We start from the raw sequence: 21,307 nt of genomic DNA on the forward strand, positions 1-21,307 counted from the left end.
GCCTGGTCTATCGTCTTTTGATCCACAGTCACAGCGCAATCGCCTTGCGGATTCAAAACTCATCTCTCAAGTCATGGGTCCCTGCCGGAACAAACCGGGCTGGCGTCCGTTCCACCCCATCAATCATGGGGTATGACATGGTCGCGCCACGTGCCGTCTGGAACGGTTTTCTCAAAGTTGGTTCCGTCGCGTGCGGCGTCAAGATCGTCGGCGCCACGAGCGAGTCTTCAAAGGTTCATTTCAAGATCCTGAACCGCAAGGACGGCTTGCCGGTCAAGAGCGCGTATATAGACGAAAAGACAGAAGAAGCGGTCGAGGCCGACGACCAGGTGAAGGGCTTCGAAATCGACAAGGACAATTTCATTCAGATCGAGCCGGACGAAATCAAAAAGCTCAAGCTGACGTCCGAACATACGCTCGAAATTGGTGAGTTCGTTCCCTTGAGGGAGGTCGACACGCGCTACCTCGAAAAGCCCTATTATCTGATCCCCGCCGACGGTGCCGCCGCCGAGGCGTTTGAGGTCATCCGCAAGGCAATGGAAACAAAGAAGGTAGCGGCCAGGTCATGCGTCGTGCTCTACCAGCGAGGGCGGGAGGTGCTTATCCAGCCCTTTGAAAAAGGCATGTTGCTGACCGAGCTTCGCACTCACAACGAGATGGTCTCGGAAGACAGCGTCTTCAAGGAAATCAAGAAAACCGACTACGATCCCGAGCTGCTCGAAATCGCCGGCATGCTGATCGACAAGAAAGTCACCAAGTTCGACCCGTCAAAATTCGAAGACACGTACGAGGATGCATTGATCGCAATGGTTGACGCGAAGCGAAAGGGAAAGGCCCCGCCGAAGCCAGTGCCGAGGCCGAAGGAGAATGTGGTCAACCTCGCCGAGATCCTGCGCAAGAGCCTGGCCAGCGAGGGTGGCGCAGCAGCCGAGGGCAAGGCTGCAACTTCAAAGCGAAAGTCCGCATAAGACGCCTAGGGGCTTTTGTTGCCGGGCGCTGGTGGCCAGCGTGTCCTTCGTTCCGCTTCCTGGTGGCGGCCGCCTTCTTGGCCGAAGCGGATTTGCTGGCCTCGGACCTTGACGCTGCGGCTTTTCCGCCAAGCTCGCCCCCTTTGTGGGCAGCTGGCTGGCCGGTGACCTTCCGCGCCCCCTTCTTGCCGCCGCCATCGTCCTTGTAGACGCCGCGATGCTCATACCCTTCGGCGATATGGTCAGCCTTCCGTTCCAGCTTATCGGTGTACTTTGATTTGTCGCCACGCGGCCATTGCTACTGCTCCTTTTGCGAAGGCCCGCGGCCTGTCGCCCGACGCGGACCCAACCGGGCTAAAGCCGCACTAATTTGTCGAGGTGCAGGCGAACCAGCTGGCCTTCTGCAACGCAAATGGACCCTCGCCGATGAGAGGACTGTAACTATCTCAAACGTCAAGCAGGGTGTTCGCGTTGCCGTTCAAGATCGATTATGCGGCGAAACGGGGATACAACACCACAACGAAATCGTGTCGACCTGATCGTAACCGGTGGGCGAAAATGGCCCTCAGGCGGGCGGATCGCCACCGTCCCCAGGTTGGTTCATATAGGCGCCGACCGTCGCCATCACCGCCAGGAAAGCGGCAGAGTATCTTGCAAAGCCGAAAGCCTGCGCAGCTGCCACTTTTGCGCCATGCGAATGCTGGCTGACGAATTTGGAAGCGGCGTCTTGAACTTCACCGCCCGCTTTTCCGAACAGTTCTTGTTCGCTCGCGGTCGGCTGAAACGCCCGGCCAATCACATGCCCGATCAACAATCCTGCAGCGGAGCCCGCAAGGGCTTTCGCACGAGCAAGGTTGGTGACGGTGTGCCTCGATTGACTCAAATCTGGAACGGGTACGGGCGCACTGTCAGTACTGGCAGGAATTGATGCGCGCAGCTCAGGTAGAGCAAAGCGTTCCGGCGCGGAGCCGGACGAGTTGCTCCTTCTGCCAGCGTCAAAGACTGCCACGGCGCCCAACGCGACCGCCGCAGCCGTGCCCCCGTTTTGTTTAATTGTCTCCGCCACACCTCCTACGACGCCGGCGACCTTGTGCTTGGCGTAGTGGGTCGCGACATCGACCAGGTGCCGAGGCTGCAAGCGACGGCTCACTTCGCTGACCGGCTCAAATAGCGCCTGCCGCTCCGCTCGGCTTTGGACCATGATCTCGCGAATTTCATCGTTGAGTGGAGCCATAGCGCACCCCCTGCTTCAATGCAGCCAGATCGCTGCGAACCTGGTTTACCGTCTCCACCGGAGTGAGGGTCCATCCGACCATTGCTCGCTTGGCCAGGTGAAGTGACAGCAGCCCCCCGCCCACCAGGACGATCCCAACGATCAAACAGGCAACCATCGCGCCGACGCCAAAATGGATCATCGCCAGGATCAGGAATTGGACCATCGCGAAGGCGGCCAGCAAGAAGAAAATAGCGGCCGCGATTCCGCATGCACCGGACGAGACAATCGTGGACGCCTTGCCTCGCATCTCCGCCTCGAGCAAGCGTAAATCCAGGCGCATCAACGAAGCGAATTGACCTAACACTTCGTTGACGACAGTCCCGAAGGGACGGCGATCGACACCATTATCCATCTCGCAAGTCCTCTATCAGGACCGGTCGGAGCTTCGCATGATCCGGGTTAGCATCACGCCGGCCAGGATGCCGACGCCGAAGAAGGCGGCCGGCTGCCGCTGCGCGAACTTCGTCACCGAGTCCATTAGTTCGCCGACGTTGCGATCCCTGATGTCGGTCGAGATCCGTTCCACACCTTCAGCCGCGCTGCGCACMATCCCGGCGACCTGTGGCGATTGTTTTTCGATGCCGTCGGCGGCCTGCTTGACGGAGTGCGCGATGTTGGCGATCGCGTCGGCACCAGCGGTCTTATTCGACTCCACCGCTTCCTTGAACGCACCTGCGGCGTCGGCGGCGACAGTGCCAGCATAATCCTTTGCGTCGGTCGATACAGAGGCTGCGGCGTTCTTCAAATGCGTCGCTGTTTCCGCTGCACTCGTCTTCAATTTGCCGATGGCTTCGGCACTCTTGGCGGCGCGCTCGGCGTCTGTCTGACCCAGAAAATCCTCCTCGTCAGAGGGGTTGGATCGACCGAATTCGTTGGTGTTGATCGGGTTCATGGCGTTTCCTCCTGTTATTTTAGGTGAACTCCGGGACGACCGTGCGGTTCCGAGCCCCGGCGAAAATCCTGTTGCGTAGTGGGGCTGCCGTCGTCATAGGCGGCAGAGCCCCTCGAATCGCAACGGCGAAGAGCGGTTTCGCTAGCGTCGCAGCAAGGCGTTCCAAGAGTCGCGAAAACAGAGGATCGCCTTCCCGCAACGACGAGTTCCGCATCACAGGGAGTCGTCAACTTGGCTTGTTGATCGACGTGACCGCGAGGTTCGTCAGCTTGTTGTTGGTCGCCTCTCCTGATGATCAAGTATCTAACTGAGCAGCTTGTGCGCCTCGTCATGCCCGAGGTCTTTCGCCCATTCCCGCAGAGACCGGCACCGGGAAATTTCGTAGTGCTCGACTGCCTGGCACGCTGCCAGCAAGCCTGCTTCGAGAGCCGTCCTTGACGCTTCTTCCATCAGCCCGTCGGCTTCCTTGATAAGGCCTTCGATAGCGTCGCATTTCTCGCCCGAGGCCGTCTTGCCTATCGACTTGAACACCTGCTCCATGAGCACCTCGCTGATTGCTGAATGGCCGCTGCCACCGTCGGCGACCCTTGGTTCGTCAGTTCGTACGAAGGGGATCGAGCGCGAACTGCGCGCTCGCCTGCCATGGGCAGTGCGCAAGCAGGTGAAAGCAGAGACCGGTCGCATTGCATTGAGGATGCCAGAAGACGAGGCAGACGAATTCCGAGCCGCCTCTGTGACAATATCCCAAATTTTGGAGGGCATCGACGAGCTGCCCGTGCTTCCACGCGAGGCAGAGGATGTTCTGACGATCTCTGCGCGTGAGCGCCACAAATGGATCAAGGACGGTCGGCTGCAAAGCATTGGCACGCGAACCGTCAAGATGCGCGGCCGATCCACGAAGGTTACCTTTCACGTGTTCGACGCACGCCACATCGAGGACATTCTGGACCGTGATCTCCCGACTGTCTGGCGAGAAGAGGATGCGCAGGAAGTCTCCCAAAACAGGCGGCGCGGCGCCGGCAAGGCCGCACTGACACGCGCGGGAAAGGCGCAGGGTAAGGGTAATAAGGCCCGCCTGACGAAGGCCGGCCGGCAGACAGACGGCTCACCGCCAAAGTTAGAAGGCTGGGACGCGTTCGAGGACGAGGGATTGTTGCGCTGATGGCGCCAAAAACCTTGCGAGCCGTCATGCGATCGAAACTGCTTGTTGTGGCGGGACGACTTTCAACGCCTGCATCGAAGCGGCCCTATAGTGAAAAATTCGTCGTGGAACTCCCATCGGCTGACGGCGTTTTCGCTCTATCCGAAACAAGGAGGATAAGGTGCCATGGACTGGAACCGAGTCGAAGGAAACTGGAAGCAGGTGAAGGGTAAGGTCAAGGAACAGTGGGGCAAGCTCACTGATGATGATCTCGACCGTATCGCCGGCAAGCGCGATCAGCTCGAAGGCAAGATCCAGGAGCGCTACGGGATCGAGAAGGATCGCGTTCGACGCGATATCGACGACTGGTACGGCCGCCAAGGCTGGTAAACACCGAGACCGCATGCCGAATTGTGAAGGGCGCTTTATGTACGGCGCCCTTCTTTATTGCCTCACAACCATGGACTTCCTGCAGAAGGCCTCGAGTGCTCCACTGCTTGGCAGGCCGATAGATCCGAATCGAGGGCAGTCCTTCCGTCAGCCGCGGCACCGCCTCCAGCAGCCGAACATTTCCGTTATGAGGCCGAGCTACGCACGCTCTTTACGCGGATGGTCAGCGTTCCGACCGGAGCGGCCTTCAGGTAGTGGAACGCAAACTTTCCGGCCCTGACACATCGTTTAGGTGGGGCGCGGTTCATCACATTGCCATCTGCTAGCCTGGCAGTTGTCGAGTATCTTGCCATCGGCCGATATAGCGTGGCGTCGGTCAGTCCACCAAGCCGGCACGGCCGTCACGGTCAATACCTCGCGAGCTGCTGATAAGTATCGGCGGCCGAATAAGCTGGTCCGTGAAATGGCACCAAAGCCTTAAAGAGGGCTCAGATTAGGCGCCTTACGTTCCGTCGGAGTTGTCTGCGTCGAATTCGGCGACTTCCCCCCGACTTGTGCGAGAGGGGCGCGAGAGATCGGACTGGGCCTCCTGTTCGAGTTGCGTGAGCTTCGATTTAATCTCATGCGGGTCGGCGTGCTCCAGCCCCACCACGTCGTTTCGGGTCTCTGCCAGCGCGATAATCAACTCGTCCAGCTTGGCGTGTATGGCGGCGGTGTCTCGATAACCCTGGATCAGCACAACGCCCGTGATGATAATGGCCGCAACCGAAAGTGCGTAGGTAACGGCATTTGTAAGACCGAAGGGCACCAAAAGAGTGCAGAGCACCATCGCCACGACCAAGACATAAAAGCCGGGCGGACGCGACAGAAAGTCGGCGGCGAGAAACAGGAACCGGTTCACGTGAGGAACAAGCCGGCCAAGAGGACCGTCAGCATGAGCGAGACGGGCACCGCAAGGTGCCGCCGGGCCTCCACAACGCTATTGTGCAGCTCATCCATTGCCTTCGCTCCCAAGATCGCATCATCAAAAAAGACTCCAGCGCACCAACCTCCCGTCGGCGCTGCAGCTCTGCCCAACGCTCAACCGCAGTTTGCCGGTGCAGGCGCTGCCCGATGAGGTGGATGGCGCCCTTCAAAAACAAGCCTCGACACGAGACTTCGCCATCGCCGTAGGCCGCCAAATGCGGAGGTCTCCGGAAGGGCAACCTACTCAGTGAAATGTGGCGTGTGGCGCTTATCCTCGGCCGCATCGACGTCAATGCGTGCTTTTTCCGCATCGAAAGCGCCATGACGTACAATGGCCTGTGGTGCCGCGTCCGGCGTCTCATATGCCCACATGAAGTTGTCGGACGAGGCACCCACAGCATGGACACGCCAGTAGCTCGCGGTTCCTTTCAATGGGCTCTCGCTTGTGGTGCTCGTCTTTTCGAAAAGATCGAAATAGATGTCCTCGAAAGGGATATAGAACACGGGCTCGTGCCCCTCTTCGCGAAGCACTTTTGCTCGTTCCGTGGCAGCCACTATTGCGTCGGAAAATCGCACTGTCACCGTGCCGGCAAACGGCTCTATTGCCAACCGCTCTGCATATCCTGAAATCGCGCTTGAAGTTTGCATCTGGTTTCTCCCTGGCGGATTGATAGCGGGGGACAACGTGCTGTCCGCGACCGCGAAGACGAAATGCGCGGAGATGCATGAGGTTCCGGCATTCGCGCGAGAGCGTCGACAATTCGGCCCGAGGCGCGTTTGGTTGGGGAAGTCGCGCGCCACGGTGTGTTTTCCGACAACGTCGGCGTTCACAGCGCGCCGGCCTTGTCGACCGCCAGGGCCAACGGGCCGCCACGCCTTTGATCCTCCCAAACGATTGCTTCTGTCTCTTGCCAAATCCTGCATCGCGCTTTTCTTGAATATCAATCGACGCGCAACAGTCGTTGAGGTCGACGCAGGTCAAGCGAAAGGCGCCTGGCAAAGGGAACTCAAGGGTCCCTTGTGGGTTCTAATCCGTGTCATCGGGTGCCAGTATGCCGTCGACAGTGATCCGAAACACCAACTACGATCCCACGACGAGAACCCTCTCCGTCTGGTTTGTGCCGAGCGGCAATCGCTATGAGTATGAGAACGTTTCTCCAGCAACCTATGCCGCTTTCAGGAGGGCCTTTTCGAAGGGCCGCTTCTTCAACGAATTTGTTCGCGATTTCCACAAGTGTCGCCGCGTGGGATGACCGCCTGCTCGAGCCACTCCGCGGCGCGAGGGAGAGATTACGTCGTTGACGTCTCGGCGGAGCAAATATGCCCGTGAACCGGGACACCATGTCCCGCCCGTCCGATAACCGCATCGGAGGGGGAGGCATCGGGGTTGAATAGGCATCGTAGGCGCCATGGCCAGGCACCGCTATTCGCCTTCCGCTGGGCGCACAACGAAAATACCGGCGTCTGAGGCACGATTCCGCCGCTGCATTCCTAGTCGCACGGATGCAAAAATCTGACCCGTCTGTCAGCAAAGGCGCGACCTCAACGAAGTCACGTCATCCGTGGAACCGTCCGGCAGATTCCAAGTTCTATGTATCCGGGCTCGGCATCGGCCTCGCTCTGTGCAATGGGGCTGAAAATGACGTCGAAGACAAGGTCGGTCACCATCAAACCGTATGCAGGACCGGCCGGTGGCTGGGGCTCCGCGAAATCGGTAACTGCGATCATCGCCAGAGAACACGTCGCGTTGAAAGGGACAAGGCTGCTCTCGGCCCAGAACAAGCCCGAAGGCTACATGTGTGTCAGTTGCGCTTGGGCAAAACCGTCACAGCCGCATCCACTTGAGTTCTGTGAAAACGGCGCCAAGGCGACCGCTTGGGAAATCACCTCCCGAAGGGCCGATCCGGCTTTTTTCGCCAAACACGCGCTGAGCGAGCTGGAACACTGGCCGGATCACGACTTGGAGAAACAGGGTCGTCTTACCCAACCTATGCGGTGGGACCAGATCAGCGACAAATATGTTCCGGTGACGTGGTCAGAAGCGTTCGGTGAGATCGGCCGGCAGCTGCGCGCCCTCAATCCCCATCAGGTCGACCTCTACACCTCTGGCCGAGCATCGCTTGAAACGAGCTACATGTACCAGTTGTTCGCCCGCATGTACGGCAGCAACAATTTGCCGGACAGTTCCAACATGTGCCACGAAAGCTCTTCGGTGGCGCTTCCGGAGAGTATCGGCGCCTCTGTCGGCACGGCAATCTTGTCGGACTTCGAAAATACCGACTGTATTTTCTACATCGCCCAGAACGTCGGGACATCTTCGCCGCGGCTGCTTCACGACCTCCAGGATGCTGTCGACCGGGGGGTGAAGATCGTCACCTTCAATTTGCTGCGTGAACGCGGCCTGGAACGCTTCGTCAATCCGCAGTCGCCGGGCCAGATGCTGACCGGCAAAGAGACGAAGATTTCGTCGGAATACTATCAGGTCAACAATGGCGGCGACATTGCGGCCTTGTTCGGCGTTTGCAAGGCGCTCATCGAAGCCGATGATGCCCTCAACGGCAAAAGTCGCGTGGCCGGGAACGACGGTAAACCGAAAGACCCTGACAATGCGGCAATGGTCGCTTTCGCAGCCTCGATGGCCTCGGTCGACAAGAAGCACGTGCTGGATCATGATTTCATCAAGGAGCATACGGCTGGATACAAAGAATTTGCTCAGGCCGCACGGGCATACCAGTGGGATGAGCTGGAGCGCGTCTCGGGGCTCGGCCGCGATCAGATGATGCAGGCTGCGGCCACCTATGCCAAATCCGATGCGGTCATGACGGTATACGGCATGGGCCTGACGCAGCACATTATGGGCGTCCAGAACGTCCATATGATCTGCAATCTCGCGCTGCTGCGCGGCAACATCGGCAAGCCGGGAGCGAATATCTGTGCCGTCCGCGGCCATTCCAACGTCCAGGGACAACGGACCGTCGGCATCACGGAAAAGCCGGGGCTGGCTCCGCTGGACAAGCTTTCCGAACTCTACGACTTCGAGCCGCCGCGCTGGACGGGCCGCTCAACGGTCGAGACGTGCGAAGCCATCATGAACGGTCAATCCCGCGCCTTCATCAGCTTGGGCGGGAATTTCTTAAAAGCGGTGCCGGAGACCGGAGCCATTGAAGAGGGATGGCGCAAACTGCGGCTGAGCGTTCAGATCGCGACCAAGCTCAACCGCAGCCACGTCTTGCACGGTGAGATCGCCTATCTCCTGCCTTGCCTCGGCCGTATCGAGGTGGACCAGCAGGCGACTGGTCCGCAGGCGGTCTCGGTGGAAAGTTCCATCGCCCATTTCCATGGGTCGCGCGGCAAGGCAAAGCCGGCCAGCCCGGAACTGCTGTCGGAGCCGGCGATCGTGGCCGGCATTGCCAAGGCCACGCTCGGCGAGACGAAGGTTCCCTGGGACGCCTGGGTCGGCAACTATGCCGAGATTCGAGACGCCATCGAGCGGACGTACCCGGAGACTTTCAAGGATTTCAACAAGCGCCTTTTTAAGCCTGGCGGGTTCGCCAGACCGTTGCCGGCGCGCGAACGCAAATGGGTGACGCAAAGCGGTAAAGCAAATTTCATCACGCCAGACAGGCTGTTTCCTGAATTGTCTACGTCGCAGAGTACCGACGTCCTTCATCTCGCGACGCTTCGCTCCAACGATCAGTTCAACACGACGATCTATGGCTACAGCGACCGGTTTCGCGGGGTGAACGGCACGCGCCAGATTGTATTCATCAACCCAGAGGATATTGCGCGCCTGGGATTTGCCGATGGCGAAATTGTCGATCTGACTACGGCGATCGATGAGGCTACCGTGCGCAAGGTGACGGGATTGAGGGTCGTTTCCTACAACATTCCGAAGGGCTGCTGTGGGGCCTATTTTCCCGAGACAAACCCCCTCTTCCCTCTGGCTCACCACGACCCGAAGTCGAAGACGCCTTCGTATAAGCTTTTGCCAGTCCGTCTTAGCCGATCGAGCTTACATCCAGATGGGTGACCCCATGGGGACAGACCGCGTTACCGTTTCAGAGAGGGCGATCAGAACTCCGACGTCAGCGTTGATGGCTGCCGGGCTCCTACTCATCATCGGCGCGGGCGGTGTCCTCGGCTGGTTGCGGCAACCGAGAGAGCTTCGCGCGGACCCGCCCGTTGCTGCCGATCTCGACCGGTTCCACCTCATGCAAAACGATATCAGCGGAACCCCGCCAGAGAGTTATTTCGCACTTGGCAAAGTGTATGAAAGCGACGCTTACAATCTGAGCCAGGGCAAGCGTCTTTATGCCTGGTTCGGCTGTAGCGCGTGTCACGGCGACGGCCGTGGCGGTGTCGGACCCAGTTTCCTTGACGGCTGGTGGCTTTACGGACCTGAAATGGTTTCCATCGTGGCTTCCATCCGGGACGGCCGCCCGCACGGCATGCCCGCCTTTCGCGACAAGATGACGATCGAACAGATCTGGCAGCTTGCAGGATATGTCCAGACGATCGGTTCCTATACGCCGAAGGTGGCGGCACCCAGTCGCAACGATGACAAACACACCCGCCCGGCCGAGAATCGCGGTCCGGCCAAAATCCTGTTCGACCAGGGGCCGGCAGGCGTTCACCCGGCCCAGGGACCCTCGCCTTGAGGACCGTCCGCGCCCTTCTGCTATCGATCATTGCCGTGGTGTCGGGCTGCAGCGGCAACCAGTCGGCGCTTGATCCGCATGGCGCTCCCGCCATCCATGTCGCGCACCTGATCATCGGCATAGTCGCCGTGTGCACGGTAATCTGGATCTTGGTGATGGTCATGCTTGCCTTGGCGCTCCTGCGTGGCCGTCGCGCGGAAACGGAAAGCGCGACGTCCGAGGCGCGGCTGACAAGAACGGTGATTGCCGCCGTTGTGGCCACCGCCATCATCATCGCCGGCCTGACGATCGCAAGCTTTTATACCACCCGCAGCATTGGCTCCCCGGAGAGCGCCGCCCTCACGATCACGGTCAAAGGCCAGCAATGGTGGTGGCAGGTCTTCTATGCCGGCTCAGGTGCTACGCCTGGCTTTCAAACCGCCAACGAAATTCACATTCCCGTTGGGACGGATGTCCAGCTCCGGCTTGAAAGCGCCGATGTCATTCATTCGTTCTGGGTTCCTAGCCTCGCGGGGAAGCAGGACCTTGTTCCGGGTCGCTCCAATAGTTTGGTGCTACGAGCCGAAAAGCCGGGGGTCTACCGTGGCCAATGCGCCGAGTTCTGCGGGTTGCAGCACAGCCACATGGCGATGATGGTGATCGCCCAGACGCCGGCGGACTATGAATTCTGGGCGGCGTCACAGCGTAGTGATGCAATGACGCCCTCCGATCCGGACGCGGCCGCAGGGCAAGTGGCCTTTTTGGCAAAGCCCTGTGCTGCCTGTCACACGGTGCGGGGCACGTCTGCCAACGGCACGACCGGCCCCGACCTGACGCATATCGGCGGACGGCAGACGATCGCCGCCGGGCTATTGGAAACCACGCGCGGTTCGCTGGCGGCCTGGATTGCCGACCCGCAGACGCTCAAGCAGGGAAACAATATGCCGATGGTCCCGCTGACCAGCGCCGAACTCCGGAACATCTCCGCCTACATGGAGAGCCTGAAATGACGCGCGAAGATGACCGCGAGCTCCGTGACACGGCATTCGACGCTACCGAACTGGACCGCCGCCTTACGGCGACGTGGGCAACGCCGCCAGGCCTGTGGGGGGCCCTTTCGACGGTCGATCACAAGATCATCGGCCGGCGCTACATCACCACGGCCTTTGTCTTCCTGGCACTTGGCGGGTTGCTGTCCCTGCTGATGAGGCTGCAACTGGCGCAACCCGAAGCCCGGTTTATCGGGCCCGATCGCTACAACCAGATTTTCACAATGCACGGCACGAACATGATGTTCCTCTTTGCCGTGCCCGTCATGCAGGCGATGGCCGTCTACCTCGTGCCCTTGATGGTGGGAACGCGAAGCATCGCCTTCCCGCGCCTCAATGCCTTCTCCTACTGGATGTATCTCGCCGGCGGCTTGCTGCTGTGGATCGCCGTTATGCTCGATGCCGGTCCGGATGTCGGGTGGTTCGCCTATGTCCCGCTATCCGGTCCCGAATATGCGGCTGGAAAGCGTGCCGACATTTGGGCTCAGATGATCACCTTCACCGAAGTCTCAGCGCTCGCGGTCGCCGTCGAGATCGTGGTGACCGTCTTCAAGCAACGCGCGCCGGGAATGTCGCTTGACCGGATCCCGTTGTTCGTCTGGTCGATGCTGGTCACATCGTTTCTTGTCATCCTGGCCATGCCGGCAATCATGATCGCCAGCACGGCCCTTATCCTCGATCGGCTTGTCGAGACACATTTCTTCAATCCGGCCGAGGGGGGCGACGTGCTGCTGTGGCAGCACCTGTTCTGGTTCTTCGGACATCCCGAAGTCTACATCATCTTCCTGCCGGCGGTGGGCATGGTATCGGCGATCGTCGAAACGTTCACGCGGCGGCCCGTATTCGGCTATTTGGGCATGGTGATGGCTCTGATCTCCACGGGCGTCCTGGCTTTCGGCCTGTGGGTGCATCATATGTTCGTCGCCGGGCTCCCACGGCTGGGAGAAAGTTTCTTTACCGCCTCGAGCATGGCGATCGCCGTTCCAGCAGGACTGCAGATCTTCTGTTGGCTTGCGACGATGTGGGCCGGGCGGCCCATCTTCAAAACTCCATTTTTGTTCGTCATCGGCTTCATGGTCATATTCGTCATTGGTGGCCTGACCGGCATGATGGTGGCGTCAGTCCCGTTCGACACGCAGGTGCATGACACCTATTTTGTCGTGGCGCACTTTCATTACGTGTTGGTTGGCGGCGCGGTTTTTCCCCTGCTCGGCGCGATCTATTACTGGTTCCCCAAGCTGACCGGCCGCATGATGAGCGAGACCCTCGGTCGCTGGGTGTTCGGCCTGATCTTCGCTGGTTTCAACCTGACTTTTTTCCCCATGCATCTTCTCGGCCTGCGGGGCATGCCGCGGCGCATCTACACCTACCAGCCAGAGATGCCATGGTCCGGCCTGAACATGTTCATCAGCCTCAGCGCGATCATTCTCGCTCTCGGTTTCCTGCTGTTCTTCATCGACGCAATTCGCAGTGCCAGGTCAGGTGCCGTCGCGCCATCCAACCCGTGGGGAGCCTCAACGCTCGAGTGGGCAACCTCGTCGCCGCCGCCGCCGTACAACTTCGCCCGGCTGCCGGTGGTCGGCAGCCTTGAACCGCTGTCTGACAACCCCGAGATGCCGGCCGTCGCTTCGGGTCTGCGCGTCGACCGTCGCGAACTGTTGGTCGGTAGTGTCGTTGAAGCCGTTCCGGAAGCGCGCGAATCGTCGTCCGGGGATTCGATCTGGCCACTATGGGCGGCACTTGCCACCACCGCGACGCTGATCTGGTCGATATTCACTCCATGGGCGGTCGTCTGGGGCTCGATACCAGTTGCGATCGCACTCATTGGCTGGTTCTGGCCAAAGGGCACACCGGAGGACGAGTCATGAAGGAAGGCGTCGTACTCGACCTGAGGAAGCTTCCACCGCATGGCCTCGGCACCGCGAGTGTGTCCTGGTGGGGAACGCTGGCGTTCATGCTCATTGAAGGCACGGGCTTTGCGCTTTCCATCGTTGTCTATCTCTACCTCATGAGCCTGGCACCGCGGTGGCCCCTGGAGGTCGGACCGCCTGACCTGCTTGCCGGAACGAGCATGACAGCCCTGCTGCTGGCGAGCCTTGTTCCCAACCTCTTCCTCGCCCGCTGGGCGCGCAACCAGGACTTGCTGAAGGTTCGTGTCGGCCTCATCGTCATGTCCTTGCTCGGGATAGTGCCACTAATCCTGCGTGCCTTTGAATTTCCGGCCATGCACATCAAGTGGGACCAAAACGCCTACGGCTCGATCGTGTGGGTCATGCTTGGCCTCCATACGACGCACATTCTGACCGATCTGATCGAGACGCTGGTCCTGACCTGCCTGATGTTTTCACGGCATGGCGACAACGCGCGGCGCTTCGGGGATGTTAGCGACAACGCAATGTACTGGAACTTCGTGGTCGTTACGTGGTTGCCAATGTACGCATGTCTCTATTGGGTTCCACGGCTATGACGAACAGTTGGCTTCGATATACCGGCCTTGTCGTGCCGCCCCTAGCCTGGGCGCTCAGCACCCAGCTTGGACAAATTACACCCTACATTGATTGCCGACAGACTGTTCCCTGGACCGCTGCCTCATGCGCCATACTTTTCGTCGTGTCGATCGCCGGCGTCGCTGCGTCACGGGTCAGTTCAACGGGACTGGTCCAATCAAAACGTTTTGTCGTCGACGCGGGCTTTCTGATCGCACTGACATTTGTCTTTGCGCTGTCGTTGCAGGGGACGGCTACGATGCTGCTCGACCCATGCCAGCGCTGATCTGGATATTGGTCTTCTTGATGATCGCTACCCCTGCGATAGCGCATGGAGACGAGGCGCATGGTTCGCGGTTTCCCTGGACATTTGACCCGTGGATCGTCGTCCCGCTTGCGATACTAGCTATACTCTACTGCGTGGGCGCCGTGAGGTTGGCGTGGCGAACCAGACGGCCTGGCGGCATGATCATCCCCGCCTTGCTGTCTTGCGGCGGCATACTGACACTGGCGGGCGCACTGCTTTCGCCGCTTCACTGGCTAGGCGAGCACCTTTTTACCTTTCATATGATCGAGCACGAGATCGTCATGGCCGTCTCGGCACCCTTGATCGTGCTCGCGCGGCCGGTTGGTATCCTGCTGTGGGGATTACCCGCAGCGGCGCGTCATGCGGTCGGGTCGGCGATGCGTTCTCCTCTGATACGCGGACCATGGGACTGGTGCACGGGCGCCACGAACTCAACCATCGTTCATGGCGCCGCCATCTGGGCCTGGCACGCACCGGTGTTATTCGACGCGGCCGTAACCAGCACAGCCCTGCATCGCCTCCAGCATCTCAGCTTCTTTGCGACGGCGATGTTGTTCTGGTGGGCGATTGTCTGGCGAAGCGACACCGGCGCGTCAGCCTGGTATCTGTTCGCAACCATGATCCACACCGGCGTTTTGGGCGCCTTGATGGCGCTTGCCCCACGCGTGCTCTACATCGCACAGACGCAAGACGCGGCGGCCTGGGGGCTGACGCCCCTGGAAGACCAGCAATTGGCAGGCATGATCATGTGGATGCCCGCCGGCACCATCTATGCGGGGGCGGCAATGACGATGCTGGCGCTCTGGATTCGCGGCTCGAGCGAAAGAAAGGCGCAAAATGCCTGATCTGCTTGCGTCTCCCTCTGGCCGCACCGCCTTGATCGGCATTGCCCTGGTCGTGGCATCAGCGGCATTTTTCGCGGCCGAGGTGGCGCGCGACGACCACACGCAGGCGGCCGTGGTCAAAACGATGACCGGAGGCGATCCCGAACGCGCGCCGGAAATCTTTCGCCGCTACGGCTGCTCCGGTTGCCACACCATTCCCGGCATACCGGGAGCGGACGGCCAGGCCGGTGCGCCGCTCGCCGGCCTGTCAAAGCGTGTGTACATAGCGGGCGTGCTGGAAAACAATTCCGACAACCTTGTCGCATGGATCGTTTCACCCCGGAGCTTCTCCCCGCAGACGGCGATGCCGGCGACTGGCATCTCGCAACAGGAAGCCAAAGACCTGGCAGCGTATCTTTATGCTCAATGACCCTGGATGTTTTTGACGCAATTCCGGAAGGATAAGCGCTTCACGCTTTCCTGGATTGCTTCAAGGAAGCGGCGTGGCAATCGGCGGGAGGGCTTTGATGTAACGTGCGATCGCCTGGCGGTCACTGTCAGGCAGCATAGCGGTGTTCGTCACAACATCGGCCATCGAGGATCCCACGCGACCGTGGTTGGGCGTCTCCCCTGTTTTGAGCATCGTTGCGATGTCGTTCTCTGTCCATCCGCCCAACCTGTCCTGGGTGATGTTCGGAACGAATCCCGTGCCTTGAGGATCGATGCCACCGGCAAAGCGGGTACCCCGTTTAATTGCGCCCATCGCGTTCCGCGTCGAGTGGCACTCGGCACAATGCGATACGGTCTCAACGAGATAGGCACCGCGATCATGCACAGGGTCTCCGTCAGGGTGCGCAGCGGTTTTTCCTTGGCTAAAAAACATCAATTTCCAAATCCCGACGGATCGCCGAATGCTGAACAGGATCGCGGGACTATGCGGCGGCGCACGCCCCGATACCTTTGGAAGCGTCCTGAGATACGCATAGAGGTCCCTGACGTCCGCAGACTTCATGCTTGTAAAGCTCGTGTAGGGAAAAGCGGGATAGTAGTGTTCACGCTCTGGCGACACGCCGCCGATGAGCGCATTCGCCAGGTCGGTCACGCTCCATGCGCCGATGCCATCGACGGGATCCGGGGAAATGTTGGGAGGCCGAAACGTGCCAAATGGTGAAGCAAGCGCCATGCCGCCGCCAAGCCTCAGGCGGTCAGGCTGTCCCGGTGTTGCGTGACAGGAAGAGCAATCGCCCGCGTTAAAGACCAGCTCACCGTGCGCGACATCGCCTGCGCCGTCGAATTGCTGGTCCTGATCCGAAAACGGCGGCCGCGCCGCGGTCATGTACCACAAGACTGCGCCGGCGACGCCTGCGCACAGGAAAAAAGTGAGAGCAATTTTCCACACAGTGCTCATCCTGAGGTCGCGTAAGCTGTCAGGCGGCGGGGCCTCGCTCTTGCCTTCCATTCCGACCTTCATATGAGAAAGTTGCTCAAGGGTGCATCGTAGCCTTGGCCGGATGGGGTCGGAGATATCGAGCTTGTCCCAGGGAATGCGGTACAGGCAATCGCGGTGGCGCAGGTGAAAGAGATCGAGAACCGCGGTGCCGATGGCCAAGGCGGAGAGGCGCTCGAAAGCGGCAAAAATGCCGACGTGAAATTCGGTGACGACGATATCGTCACCCTCACGCTCTGCGATTATCTCCTCTATGTGACCGACGCTTTTGCCGCGCAGCGAGAGCACCCGTCGACCAGCAAGATGTTCGAGATTGACGGTGGCCATCGTCAGGCTCCCGGGATGCGGCCGATGACGTGGTCGCGCAGCCAGTCCTGCCAGTCGAAGATCGCCGTCCGACGCACGTCGATGTCGACTTCGATGTCGACGCCGATTTCGCGCACCTTCTTCCACGCTATGCGGTGCGGCTCGGTATGGCGCTCCCCGCCAAGCCTTGCCGCGAGCCATGCCATCCAGCGCCCCGGCCGCTCGCCTAGGCGACGCGCCAGCGTGATCGACCCGAGTTCGATCGCAACGATCCTTGGAGGCTTGCCTCGCCTCAACTCGGCCACCAATCCATCCACCTTGCCGATCTTGACCTGTTCGCGGTCAACGACCTGTTTGTCGAGTAGATCGCGCAGCAAATCCATCACGAACCTCCGAAAATCTGCAAGGGAATGGTCACCACGGCAAGGACGAAGCCGAGCGCGATGATGAAGATCACCGCGGCATTCGAAATCATGCCGTTGCGATGCTCGCCGACATAGCGCTTATCGTTGAGAAGGAAGAGGAACGGGACCACGGTCAGCGGCAGGCTGGCAGCCGTTACGGCCATGGAGAAGATGGTGAGTTTTAGCGGATCGAGGCCAAGCGTTATCGGGATGGCGGCAAGCAGCAGCGACAGCGTATAGACACCGCAGAAGGCGGGATCCTCGCGGGGTTTGAGGTCCTCGCCCCACGTCCAGCCGAAGCCTTGCGCGACGAGATATGCCTGCTGCAGGCCGATTTCGAGTGCGGCGCCGAAGCAGGCTATGGCAAGCGATGCAATGAACAGGACAAAGCCCCAGAAACCGAATGTCGGGATCAGCAGCAGTGGCAATTGGTGGTAATCGTTGATCTGGTTGATGCCGTGCGCGCCGAGCGCAAGTGCGGCCACGATCAGCACGCCGACCGAGATCGTGCCGCCGAAGGTCATGCCGAGGCCAGCAATGGCGCGGTTGGTGCCGAGGTAGCTTTTGTCCCAGTGATCCTCGATGGCGCCCGAGGAATAGAACGTGAAAAGGTAGGGCGATATCGATGCGCCCAGAATGCTGACTGCCATGAACCAGTAGTTTGCCACGTCATGCTCCGGGAGGCTGGGTATTGCGCCGGCCGCAACCGCTTTCCAATCCGGTTTCAGCATCACGGCGGCGACCACGAAGCAGAGCGTGACAAGACCCAGGATCGCCACGCCCTTCTCGATGAAACCGAACGTGCCTTTCCAAAGCAGCAGCCATGTCAAGACGGCCACTGGCACCGCCCACCATTGGAAGCCTATCCCTGTCGCAAATTCCGCCGCGATCGAAACGCCGCCGATCTCTGCCGACATCACCATGAAGTTGACGAGCAAGGTGGCCAACAACGGCCACAGGAAGGCGTTGAATCCGAACCGCTCGCGGATTGCGTCGACGATCGTGTGGCCGCTGACGGCAGCGAACCGGCCAGCCATCTCGACCAGGAAGATGATGCAGATGGTACCCAGCAGGATTGCCCAGATCAGCCGGAACCCGAAAGTCGCACCGGCTTGCGCTGCTGTCGCCATCGACCCGACCTCGAGGAAGCCGCCAACGCTGGTGACGATGCCAAGCGAAATTTCAACCAGCTTCTTCATGATTTCGGCGTGCCATATTTGGCATAGGCGTCGAGGTCGGCAGCAGCCGTTCGAAGGTCCTGCAGCGCCTGACTCACCTGTCGCGGGTTGCCAGCCTCAACCCCCGCATGAGCGCGCCTTGCCGCAGCAGACAGCTGGCCGATCGCCATGACGACAACACGTCGCTCGGCGGGTTGAAGAGAGTTGTCAGACTGGATCTGCCGACTGGCCTCGGCAAGGATTTCGGCCGTCGATTGCAATGCCGCCGATGCATAGTTCGACGGTGCGGCGCCGGCGGCCCAGGCGTTCACGACCATGGCCGCCGTCTGCGAAGCCGACGCCGCGATTTTTGATTGCTGTTCGATGGGCTCCGAAGACGAACAGGCCGCCAATGCGAGCAGGGTCAGCAACAGGTACGAGCGGCAAAGCCAAAGGTTTTTGTCACCGGAAACGCCTACGGCTAGCTGCATGGCAGCCATCCAGTTATCCTCCGGCCGACCTTTGTTGCGAATGGTGCCTGCTGGAGGCGTCGACGTGCGGGAAAACGGGCATAACCTGGAGTATAACTGCACCTGATCGGTGTGATCGGTGACATTAGGCGCCCCGGACTACGGATTTCGGCTTCCCAGGAAAGCGGACCACCTCGATGGGCGAGGTCGATTGTGACATCCCGGAGGGATTGGGACCGGCCTGCTGGCCGCCGTCTGGCCCACGGGGGTGCAACGTCACAACGTTTGGCGCCGATAACGCGGTCCGCTGTTCGAGAAGGCGTACAAGTTCGGGGTGCAGGCCGTCACTACGGCGCGAGGCCATCTCGTGAAGAAATAGGAAGCACTGCATTGCGTGTCCTTTCCACGCCTAACGTCCTCATCGGTGTCGTGCAAGCGGACTGCTGATGCCCAGAGATCGAGTATCGCGCCGAGGTCTGGTTTCGCCCGCCTGCCTCAATATTGGAGAATAAAAGCTGCCGCTGCCTGAAGGTTCCGCAGCGCTGCACAAATTCACCCGTTAGGGCCGACGGCGACGCCGATCAATGCCGTCAGGCATTTGACCGTGTCGACAAGCTGGTGGGCTTGCATTGGCTCATTCCTGCTTGCGCGGCGGACATCTCTGTCCGGATCTTACTGGGACAGATAAAGGCCGAGCTGCGGCCGAGATCGAACACCCCGTCAGCCCCGATAAGTGCGTCTGACGAATATTGATTGGAACAGCTTTTCCAGCTGTGCGTTTCGCCCAACTCATCTCGCCAAAATGGAGTGCGCCCATGGGACTTTTTTACGAAAGACATCGAGACGATTGCACGGTGCTGGCGTGGATGTCGAGACCCGAGGATGGAAGAAGCCGAGCGACCACGCACCAGCCTGGGTTGAGCTTTGCCCGGCCTTGACCAAGGGCGCCAATCCTTTGGCGTCCTCTCCTTCGAGGATCTACCGCGCTTCATATTGCCCCGCCGGTTAACTATGGTGGCGGATCACTGTCGGCAATGCCGCCTCTCCGGGAGCGGCGGGCTTTTTGTAAGAGCATAAACGCGCCAACAGACCCCGAGCGCCCCCAGGAGATTGTCATGCCCCGCAAGCTCGATCTCCGAAGCGGCCGGCCGGTCTGGTTCGTCTATAGGGCGCCCGCGGTGCCTGTCGAAAAACTCACGCGCGATGTGAGGGCCGACGTGCTGATTGTCGGTATGGGCATCAGCGGTGCCATGATGGCGGAGGCGCTGACGCGCGACGGCCATTCGGTGATCTCGATCGACCGGCGCGGCCCGTTGCGAGGCTCGACCCCGGCAACGACAGCGCTGGTGCAGTTCGAGATCGACCAGCCGCTGATAAAACTTTCGCGCATGATCGGCCGAGCCTCTGCGCAACAGGCGTGGCGACGCTCGCGGCTTGCCGTCTTGAACCTCCGTGGACGTATCGCCGAACTGGGCATCGACTGCGGCTCAACCGGCATCCAGTCGCTCTATCTCGCCGGCAACGCGCTCGGACCTTCGCAATTGCACGATGAAGCCGAGGCCCGCAGGCAGGCCGGCATCGGTGCAACCTACCTGAGCCACGAACCATTGGCGGAAAAATTCGGCATCGACCGCGCCGCCGCCATTCTCAGCCATGACAACCTCGCGCTCGATCCGCGCAAGCTCACCGCTGGCCTGCTGCTCAAGGCGATGGAACGCAAGGCGCGGTTTTATGCACCGGTCGAGGCGACAACCATCGAGGACAGTCACGACGAGGTTGTTGTCGGCAGCAGCCTCGGCCCGACCATCACGGCCAAGCATTTGGTGCTGGCGACAGGCTTCGAACTGACCGACATTGTGCCGGCGACCGAGCACCGCATCATCTCTACATGGGCAATCGCCACCGGTCGGCAGCCGCGCAACATCTGGCCAGGCGCCGCCTTTATCTGGGAAGCATCTGAACCCTACCTCTATATGCGTGCGACAGCGGACGGCCGCGTCATTTGCGGCGGCGAGGACGAGGATTTCACCGACGAAACCCGTCGCGACTCACTGACGCGGGACAAGTCGGTGCGCATCGCCGAAAAACTCGGCCGACTGTTTCCACATCTCGAAACCGGGCCTGAATTCATCTGGGCCGGCTCCTTCGGCACCACGACCACGGGTCTGCCCTATATCGGCGCGTTGCCTCGGCGTCCGCGAATTTATGCGGTGATGGGCTATGGCGGCAACGGCATCACCTTCTCGCAGATCGCCTCCGAGATCGTCTCCTCCGCGATCGGCGGTGCCGACGACACGGATGCAAAGCCGTTCGCGTTCAACCGTTGAGGTGATTTCCACTCCGACATGTCAAATTTAATAGACCGCGGCTGGCGGGATAGGTTCCTCTCTGTTGTTGGGCCGTGGCGCTGGGGTTGGGCCGCTGCAGCCTGGCAACCCCGCCGCGCCGAAAGGCGCGGCGGGAACCGAAACCCCTGCACGTGCATTTAGCAGCGGTAGCGATCCGTTAGAAACGAACGGGTGGGGAATAGGTGAGCATTATCCACAAGCGAGCGCTGGGATTCCAGTAGTGCCCTCCGTCGATCTGC

21 protein-coding genes and 2 pseudogenes are annotated in these 21,307 nt (G+C 60.2%); 12 read left to right on the top strand and 11 right to left on the bottom strand.

Annotated elements, in window-relative coordinates; translation table 11 throughout:
• The first annotated feature begins 44 nt into the window (after nucleotides 1-44).
• Entirely contained in the window at nucleotides 45-968 is a 924-nt protein-coding gene (gene ku, locus AC1DVW_RS23200) for a non-homologous end joining protein Ku (protein WP_477326197.1), read from the top strand.
• A 31-nt stretch (nucleotides 969-999) separates the two neighbouring features.
• Here ku and AC1DVW_RS23205 read toward each other — a convergent pair.
• The 5 genes and pseudogenes from AC1DVW_RS23205 to AC1DVW_RS23225 all read right to left on the bottom strand — a co-directional run.
• Nucleotides 1,000-1,227, bottom strand: a pseudogene (locus AC1DVW_RS23205) (plasmid stabilization protein); the annotation flags it as partial.
• A gap of 306 nt (nucleotides 1,228-1,533) precedes the next feature.
• Nucleotides 1,534-2,202: a hypothetical protein gene (locus AC1DVW_RS23210; RefSeq protein WP_477326199.1), complete on the bottom strand. Its 669-nt coding sequence runs from the start codon at nucleotides 2,200-2,202 to the stop codon at nucleotides 1,534-1,536.
• Nucleotides 2,183-2,596: a phage holin family protein gene (locus tag AC1DVW_RS23215; RefSeq protein ID WP_477326201.1), complete on the bottom strand. Its 414-nt coding sequence runs from the start codon at nucleotides 2,594-2,596 to the stop codon at nucleotides 2,183-2,185. The genes AC1DVW_RS23210 and AC1DVW_RS23215 overlap by 20 nt, the downstream gene beginning before the upstream one ends.
• Before the next feature lie 15 nt (nucleotides 2,597-2,611).
• Nucleotides 2,612-3,136, bottom strand: a complete 525-nt coding sequence (locus AC1DVW_RS23220; RefSeq protein WP_477326203.1) for a hypothetical protein — start codon at nucleotides 3,134-3,136, stop codon at nucleotides 2,612-2,614.
• Between the two features lie 226 nt (nucleotides 3,137-3,362).
• A pseudogene (locus AC1DVW_RS23225) lies at nucleotides 3,363-3,676 on the bottom strand (DUF892 family protein); the annotation flags it as partial.
• On the opposite strand from AC1DVW_RS23225, the gene AC1DVW_RS23230 reads away from it, so the two are divergent.
• Both AC1DVW_RS23230 and AC1DVW_RS23235 read left to right on the top strand, forming a co-directional pair.
• The gene (locus tag AC1DVW_RS23230; RefSeq protein ID WP_477326205.1) at nucleotides 3,675-4,298 is read left to right on the top strand and encodes a hypothetical protein; all 624 of its coding nucleotides are present in this window, start codon (nucleotides 3,675-3,677) and stop codon (nucleotides 4,296-4,298) included. The pseudogene AC1DVW_RS23225 and the gene AC1DVW_RS23230 sit on opposite strands and share 2 nt — an antisense overlap.
• 165 nt (nucleotides 4,299-4,463) lie before the next feature.
• A complete protein-coding gene (locus AC1DVW_RS23235; RefSeq protein WP_042640013.1) occupies nucleotides 4,464-4,667 on the top strand; it encodes a CsbD family protein in 204 nt (67 codons plus the stop codon).
• A gap of 502 nt (nucleotides 4,668-5,169) precedes the next feature.
• Here AC1DVW_RS23235 and AC1DVW_RS23240 read toward each other — a convergent pair.
• Both AC1DVW_RS23240 and AC1DVW_RS23245 read right to left on the bottom strand, forming a co-directional pair.
• Nucleotides 5,170-5,568: a low affinity iron permease family protein gene (locus tag AC1DVW_RS23240; RefSeq protein ID WP_477326207.1), complete on the bottom strand. Its 399-nt coding sequence runs from the start codon at nucleotides 5,566-5,568 to the stop codon at nucleotides 5,170-5,172.
• 305 nt (nucleotides 5,569-5,873) lie between these two features.
• Entirely contained in the window at nucleotides 5,874-6,281 is a 408-nt protein-coding gene (locus tag AC1DVW_RS23245) for a DUF427 domain-containing protein (protein WP_477326209.1), read from the bottom strand.
• 404 nt (nucleotides 6,282-6,685) lie between these two features.
• Here AC1DVW_RS23245 and AC1DVW_RS23250 point away from each other — a divergent pair, with 404 nt between their 5' ends.
• The 8 genes from AC1DVW_RS23250 to AC1DVW_RS23285 all read left to right on the top strand — a co-directional run bounded on the left by AC1DVW_RS23250 (nucleotide 6,686) and on the right by AC1DVW_RS23285 (nucleotide 15,366).
• A complete protein-coding gene (locus AC1DVW_RS23250) occupies nucleotides 6,686-6,886 on the top strand; it encodes a KTSC domain-containing protein (RefSeq protein WP_477326211.1) in 201 nt (66 codons plus the stop codon).
• 386 nt (nucleotides 6,887-7,272) lie between these two features.
• Nucleotides 7,273-9,663: an FdhF/YdeP family oxidoreductase gene (locus AC1DVW_RS23255; RefSeq protein WP_477326213.1), complete on the top strand. Its 2,391-nt coding sequence runs from the start codon at nucleotides 7,273-7,275 to the stop codon at nucleotides 9,661-9,663.
• A gap of 64 nt (nucleotides 9,664-9,727) precedes the next feature.
• Nucleotides 9,728-10,291, top strand: coding sequence for a c-type cytochrome (locus AC1DVW_RS23260; protein WP_477326215.1), 564 nt, complete (start codon nucleotides 9,728-9,730; stop codon nucleotides 10,289-10,291).
• On the top strand, nucleotides 10,288-11,280 hold the full coding sequence (coxB, locus tag AC1DVW_RS23265) for a cytochrome c oxidase subunit II (protein ID WP_477326217.1): 993 nt from the start codon (nucleotides 10,288-10,290) through the stop codon (nucleotides 11,278-11,280). The genes AC1DVW_RS23260 and coxB overlap by 4 nt, the downstream gene beginning before the upstream one ends.
• Entirely contained in the window at nucleotides 11,277-13,187 is a 1,911-nt protein-coding gene (ctaD, locus tag AC1DVW_RS23270) for a cytochrome c oxidase subunit I (RefSeq protein WP_477326219.1), read from the top strand. The genes coxB and ctaD overlap by 4 nt, the downstream gene beginning before the upstream one ends.
• A complete protein-coding gene (locus AC1DVW_RS23275) occupies nucleotides 13,184-13,786 on the top strand; it encodes a cytochrome c oxidase subunit 3 (RefSeq protein WP_477326221.1) in 603 nt (200 codons plus the stop codon). The genes ctaD and AC1DVW_RS23275 overlap by 4 nt, the downstream gene beginning before the upstream one ends.
• A 292-nt stretch (nucleotides 13,787-14,078) precedes the next feature.
• Entirely contained in the window at nucleotides 14,079-14,957 is an 879-nt protein-coding gene (locus tag AC1DVW_RS23280; protein WP_477326223.1) for a cytochrome c oxidase assembly protein, read from the top strand.
• 31 nt (nucleotides 14,958-14,988) lie between these two features.
• Nucleotides 14,989-15,366, top strand: a complete 378-nt coding sequence (locus tag AC1DVW_RS23285; RefSeq protein WP_477326225.1) for a c-type cytochrome — start codon at nucleotides 14,989-14,991, stop codon at nucleotides 15,364-15,366.
• A 60-nt stretch (nucleotides 15,367-15,426) separates the two neighbouring features.
• Here the strand turns inward: AC1DVW_RS23285 and AC1DVW_RS23290 are convergent, their stop codons facing one another.
• The 4 genes from AC1DVW_RS23290 to AC1DVW_RS23305 are packed head-to-tail and all read right to left on the bottom strand — an operon-like array spanning nucleotide 15,427 to nucleotide 18,750.
• The gene (locus AC1DVW_RS23290) at nucleotides 15,427-16,710 is read right to left on the bottom strand and encodes a c-type cytochrome (RefSeq protein WP_477326227.1); all 1,284 of its coding nucleotides are present in this window, start codon (nucleotides 16,708-16,710) and stop codon (nucleotides 15,427-15,429) included.
• A gap of 2 nt (nucleotides 16,711-16,712) precedes the next feature.
• The gene (locus AC1DVW_RS23295; protein ID WP_477326229.1) at nucleotides 16,713-17,072 is read right to left on the bottom strand and encodes a hypothetical protein; all 360 of its coding nucleotides are present in this window, start codon (nucleotides 17,070-17,072) and stop codon (nucleotides 16,713-16,715) included.
• On the bottom strand, nucleotides 17,072-18,292 hold the full coding sequence (locus AC1DVW_RS23300) for an Nramp family divalent metal transporter (RefSeq protein WP_477326230.1): 1,221 nt from the start codon (nucleotides 18,290-18,292) through the stop codon (nucleotides 17,072-17,074). Before AC1DVW_RS23300 ends, AC1DVW_RS23295 begins: the two co-directional genes overlap by 1 nt.
• On the bottom strand, nucleotides 18,289-18,750 hold the full coding sequence (locus AC1DVW_RS23305) for a hypothetical protein (protein WP_477326232.1): 462 nt from the start codon (nucleotides 18,748-18,750) through the stop codon (nucleotides 18,289-18,291). The genes AC1DVW_RS23300 and AC1DVW_RS23305 overlap by 4 nt, the downstream gene beginning before the upstream one ends.
• 1,085 nt (nucleotides 18,751-19,835) lie before the next feature.
• Here AC1DVW_RS23305 and AC1DVW_RS23310 point away from each other — a divergent pair.
• A complete protein-coding gene (locus tag AC1DVW_RS23310) occupies nucleotides 19,836-21,047 on the top strand; it encodes an NAD(P)/FAD-dependent oxidoreductase (RefSeq protein WP_477326234.1) in 1,212 nt (403 codons plus the stop codon).
• Nucleotides 21,048-21,307: the final 260 nt, after the last annotated feature.

The organism is Mesorhizobium sp. P3_B5 (assembly GCF_056402815.1).